Source organism: Candidatus Stygibacter australis (genome assembly GCA_030765845.1).
In the GTDB taxonomy this organism is placed as follows: Bacteria; Cloacimonadota; Cloacimonadia; order Cloacimonadales; family TCS61; genus Stygibacter; species Stygibacter australis.
Genome location: JAVCDJ010000222.1, coordinates 1 through 5,448, shown reverse-complemented (window position 1 = coordinate 5,448; position 5,448 = coordinate 1). Strand labels below are relative to the sequence as shown.

The window sequence follows — 5,448 nt, the reverse complement described above, 5'->3', positions numbered from 1 at the left end:
CTTAAGCTTGCGAAGGCTATTAGTTGCTCAATTTCTCATTACATTTCTTTCTCACTTCTCACTTGTTTTCCTGTTCACTAATTACTATTTAACCACCGTCACCTTACTCTGAGCTATATAATTGTCACCAGCCTTCACCCGTACAAAATATACCCCGCTACTCACAATTTCACCAGCATCATCACACAAATCCCAGGCAGCCTGGGCAATTTTTAATTGTGAATTTTGAATTTTCAATGTGCGAATGCGCTGCCCTTTAATATTAAATATTTCTATATTCAAACCATCTGAACTTTCTCCCATCCACAATATCTTAACTTTACTATCTCGCATATTAAATGAAATCGGATTAGGATATATAATAATATTCTCTTCAAGCTCTGCTATCTCATTTTCATCATTGGAATCTGGATATTGCCATTCATAGGGTCCCATATCTATCATGTTTCCCGAAATTCTAGGATTGCCTGCCAGATCATATTCCGGCATCTCTAATCCTTCGGGCAGATTCAATGTTCCTGCATCTATGCAGGGAGAGCCCTCCAGAAGTGAATACCGATTTGGTTCACTCATGTCAAACATGGGATCACAATCCAGATTACCGTCCAGCCAGTTAAGGATTCCCAAACCATAGATAACTCCATTTTCACCATCCTGTATCAGGGAATGACTTACCGTTACTTCGGGAATCATCATACTATAATAATTTAAAAGAATAGCTTCATTATCCACATTATAAATGATACTGTTGACCATATTAAGCCTGGAATCCAATACTTCAAGGCAAGGATCTCTATCATTATCAACTCTGGAATTTGATACTAAGCAGTTTACCATATTAACATCTGAAAATAAGGAAAAACAACAACCATGACCTACTGTCATAGGATAAGTACAATTATCAGTATAAATATCTACGAATTTGCAGTTAATTAAGTCAAAACGAGCATATTCCAACGGTGAATCAGACATGGTCGATATTGCTTTTACTCCATCACAGGGATAGGCAAGATCATACCACTGGTAAACTCCACTGATCAAGATGTTTTCTAACAACATATATTGATCGGAATAATGTGATAATGTCAATATCATACCCGTTACATTATCCCTGAAGGTTAGGTTCTTTAATTCTGCCTGACATCCCCGTATGTCGGCAATTGTATCAACCCAGTTGATATTACTTACTGTTATATGATCTAAAGTAATTCCATCTACATCAAGGAATTTAATATTACTGTACATATTACCTTCCTGGAGAGTCATGTTTCTAACAGTAGCATTTTCAATTCCTTCATTACTTCTCAAATGTCCCGTTTTCCCTTCAGTGGATATAATAGTATTTTCTTCTGATTCACCTTCTATGATTAAATTACTTTTTAATTGCCATGGCAGATATTCACCATTTGCTGATTTACCATAATAACCATCTGATAAATGAATTGTATGAGTTTCTGAGTTTTCACTCTTATATAATGCCAAGGCATAGCAGACTGATCTTAATGGATCATCTACTGATAAACCACTGTTATTATTACTTCCTATAGGTGAAACAAAAATATCCTCAGATTCATGTTCTATTACATAATTGTCACATATTAAATTGATATATTGTGGATCTTCTACATAAGGGTCATAAAAACTTTTCACAAAATAACTATCATACTCATTAACTGTAAAAGTATCAAGATGTATATTTAAAGTATCACCTTCTTCACAAAGATAAAAAATATCATTGATCTTTCCTCCATAATTCAAGTAAATATCATTTAAATTTACTTCACTGAAATAACATTCGCTGTTTTCAATTAATAATCCACCGATTTCAAAATAACCAGTATTTCCCGTTATTATTGTATTGGACATGTTCATAGTACCCACACCAATATAAACTCCTCCTCCCCAGGCTGCACAGTTATCAGTAATAAAGCAGCCATCAATTGTAATATTAATTCCACACGCATATATCCCAGCACCTGAAGGATATTCATCTCCCAGAAAGGTCCTTGCAAATCCATTCTGGATCGTAAATCCGGCAAAAAAGACTTCAAAATTTTCATTATTGTACTTTTCAGTAAAAACTACGCAATTCTCGTCATTTCCATCAAGTATGGTATTACTAATATAAGATTCATCTCCAGTTATAGCATACATACTGAAAAGGTTAATATCATGATCAAGATAAATATTTTCATAGTAAATACCTGGATTGACAAGAATGGAATCTCCTGGTTCTGAGACTTCCATGGCTTCATTCACACTTGCGTAATCTCCACTGCCGTCTTGTGCTACTTCAATCAGCACTCCTGATAAAAACACAGGTAATAATAAAATCACTAAAATTATTCTCATTATATTCTCCATGAAAATACCTGCCCTGAAAAACCAGGGCAGGTACTTAAAAGCTTACTTCATCATCAACATTTTGTGGGATACTGATCCCTGATCACTATTTAATTGATAGAAATAAACTCCACTGCTAACTTTATTTCCTGTTTCGTTTCTGCCATCCCACACTATTGTGTGTTCCTTACCTGGTTCATGGTTATTCAGATCAAAGATTCTGATCTTTTGACCACGAATATTATATATATTCAATTCTGCATTTCGAGCATTTGATCCAAGATAGAAACTGATATTAGTTTCCGGATTAAAGGGATTAGGATAATTCTGATACAAATGAATACCTGGAATGGGACTATTAATTTCTGGGTATTCATCATCTAATGACAAAAGAATATATTTCTGACCTTGGAAATGTAATATGTCTTTTCTGAATTCTTCTATATTTTCATCATATATCCAGCAGGTTTCAATGCAATTTCGCATACATTCTCCTGATACATATTGCAGAGAAAGATCATCATTATCCCTCAAATTAGGATCTATATAAGCCAGGATCTGAACCGAAGAACTATCAACTACAGAAGCTCCAATACAGGTTGTTCCCTGGAAAACTCCAATTTCTTCTACACCCTGGGGAATATCAAGAACATCTATAGCCAGATAATCTGGTTGATCATCAAACGTAAAATATTCTGGTATTTCTTTTTCCATGCTCTTTGTTTCACCTCCACCTCCAGGTGGATCCCAGGTATATGTGGTTGTAATATCCAAAGTAACTATGTACATTTTTCCATATTCCAGATTTTTTCCGGTTGTACTGCTGGAAGGTGTGCCAAAACCTCCACTGGGGCGTTCATAATACCACCGCTCTGCCTTAATCGATTTCACATGACTCCAAAGATCATTAAAAGCATCCACAATATTTCTGGTTTCTGGTATCCAGTATCCCAGCCAATTTTCTACATCGGCTGTAAAACTGAACTGGTAGGTATTGCTCAACCTGTATCCTTCTAAAGGAATATAATAATCCTCTTCATCATCACGGTATAATTTATATCCAACCATTGAATAAAGGGCTGGATTAGAGTTCCATGAGCCTGAAGAGTAATAAGCATATATATATGCATTTTTAGCTGAAACCTGTAATGCAGGACCTGGACTATAGATGGGATACAGATCACTCATATCAAGTATATTGGTTACCGTGTCATATATATCGTTTACAGATGAACCTACTCTAGGAAAGCTTTCCCAGCTCCAGTGAACTCCCGCACAACATTTAACATCGGTTGATGTCTCTACACCACCAAGATCACATCTTGTGCCATCAGAATCATTGTACACTGAGCTGGGATGTCCAGAATCAATGCAAAAACTTGTTTCCATAAGGCAGTATCTCAAATCCCTTTCATCATTATATGTGCTCCAATAAGGATCATCTTCTGAGATATTTGAATAAGTAATTGTTCCACCATTAGCATTTATATCATCAATTCCTTCATGTAATAAAGTATAGTTAATATCAATTGAATTACTACTGTCATCCATATAGATATTTTCATAAACTGGTGGACTATCGATAGTATTCTCATACACAATACTATTTAGAAGTGTAATTGTACAGTCATCATCCAGATATAATCCTCCTCCATTGATCTCAGCATAATTATTAGCAATAGTGCAATTTTCAATCAAGGTTTCACTATCTGATATATAAATTCCACCTCCTTTGCCGATTACAGTTACATTATTCCCGAATATAAGCAAATTTCGAAAAACTCCATTTTCTCCTTCACAATATATTCCTCCACCAGAATGTACAGTTTCTCTCCCATTTCCTCCTCGGAGAGTAAATCCTTCAATTACAAAATCATCATCATAATTAGTTTGACTAATGATTGCAACAACACTACCATCATCTCCACTTCCATCTATTATGGTTTCTTTTACTCCTCCTACTCCACGTAAAGTAACAGCCTTATCTTCGATTTCTACGTTTTCTGTCCAAGTCCCCGCTGATACCTCTATTACATCTCCATCACTACTGGCTTCAACTGCATCCTGGATAGTTGAATAATCTCCGGGTACTTCTATTGTTGTGCTAAAAAGCACCAGTGGCAGTATCATAACTGCTAAAATAAGATTTAGCTTGCTCATTATATATCTCCTATTTAAGTTGTAATTAGTCATTTATTTGATTAGCTGCCTGTTCATTCTGTGTGCTCAGGCAGCACTTTATTTATGATATTTAATTCAATAATATAATCATTCAGTATTCAGGGTATTTTTATAATAGGATGGCTTCAAAATATTGAAGCCTATCATCAGCCGAATTTAAAACGATCTTCCAGATAGATCGACTGCAAACTCCCTGCTGTGTATAATCCGATCGCCGTATATATATATATATATACTCACTTAGCAAAATCATTAACCAGCACCTGAAAGCAATCATAATCAATATCTCCTCTAAGATATTTACGTATTCATTAACAAATTCAAATATGGAACATCAGCTTATTTGATGTCAAGTTAAATTTACACCATCCAGTGGTAGATGTACTACATAACGATTCAATCAGAATTACGTTGATAAATGTTCCAAAAATCTCAAAATATTTTGCTGTCCCAATAAAAGAAAAGCCAATTAGATGAGCACCATTTCCTACAAATAAATTGCATCTACAAAAAAAATATGAGCTTCCACTACATTTTTCCGTGTTGTCCGCTTGCCCTCCGTAGCTTTAGCAGCGTAAGCGAAGGAGGGTGGTTAAATAAAAAACATATTTTTAGCACCGAATAGCTTTCATGCATTACAGGTCATCAAGACAATTACAAACAAAACGAACTAAATCACCACCAGGATTTAGCTTATTATTTTTTATACTGTTGGTGTTAATTATTTGTAATAATATTATATCATTATCATGCATCTACCCTCGTATTTCCTCTTATCTCAATGTTTAATAAACTATCTGGGGGCAGACCCATGTGTCTGCCCCAGAGCCTGGCGAAATATCCCAGAAATTAATCTTATTGCTCCAGAAGATGTAGTGCTAATAATATAGTTGACAGTTAATCTTAATAATCATCATTTAGACC

2 protein-coding genes are annotated in these 5,448 nt (G+C 35.0%); both read right to left on the bottom strand.

Annotated elements, in window-relative coordinates:
* Positions 1-84: 84 nt before the first annotated feature.
* A complete protein-coding gene (locus tag RAO94_11480; protein MDP8322961.1) occupies positions 85-2,352 on the bottom strand; it encodes a DUF1565 domain-containing protein in 2,268 nt (755 codons plus the stop codon).
* A 54-nt stretch (positions 2,353-2,406) separates the two neighbouring features.
* Positions 2,407-4,503: a FlgD immunoglobulin-like domain containing protein gene (locus tag RAO94_11475; GenBank protein ID MDP8322960.1), complete on the bottom strand. Its 2,097-nt coding sequence runs from the start codon at positions 4,501-4,503 to the stop codon at positions 2,407-2,409.
* Between the last annotated feature and the right edge of the window lie 945 nt (positions 4,504-5,448).

Bases quoted from the DNA above. Each gene is read 5' to 3' on its own strand.
- RAO94_11475 (MDP8322960.1), bottom strand. From the start codon at position 4,503: ATGAGCAAGCTAAATCTTATTTTAGCAGTTATGATACTGCCACTGGTG.
- RAO94_11480 (MDP8322961.1), bottom strand. From the start codon at position 2,352: ATGAGAATAATTTTAGTGATTTTATTATTACCTGTGTTTTTATCAGGA.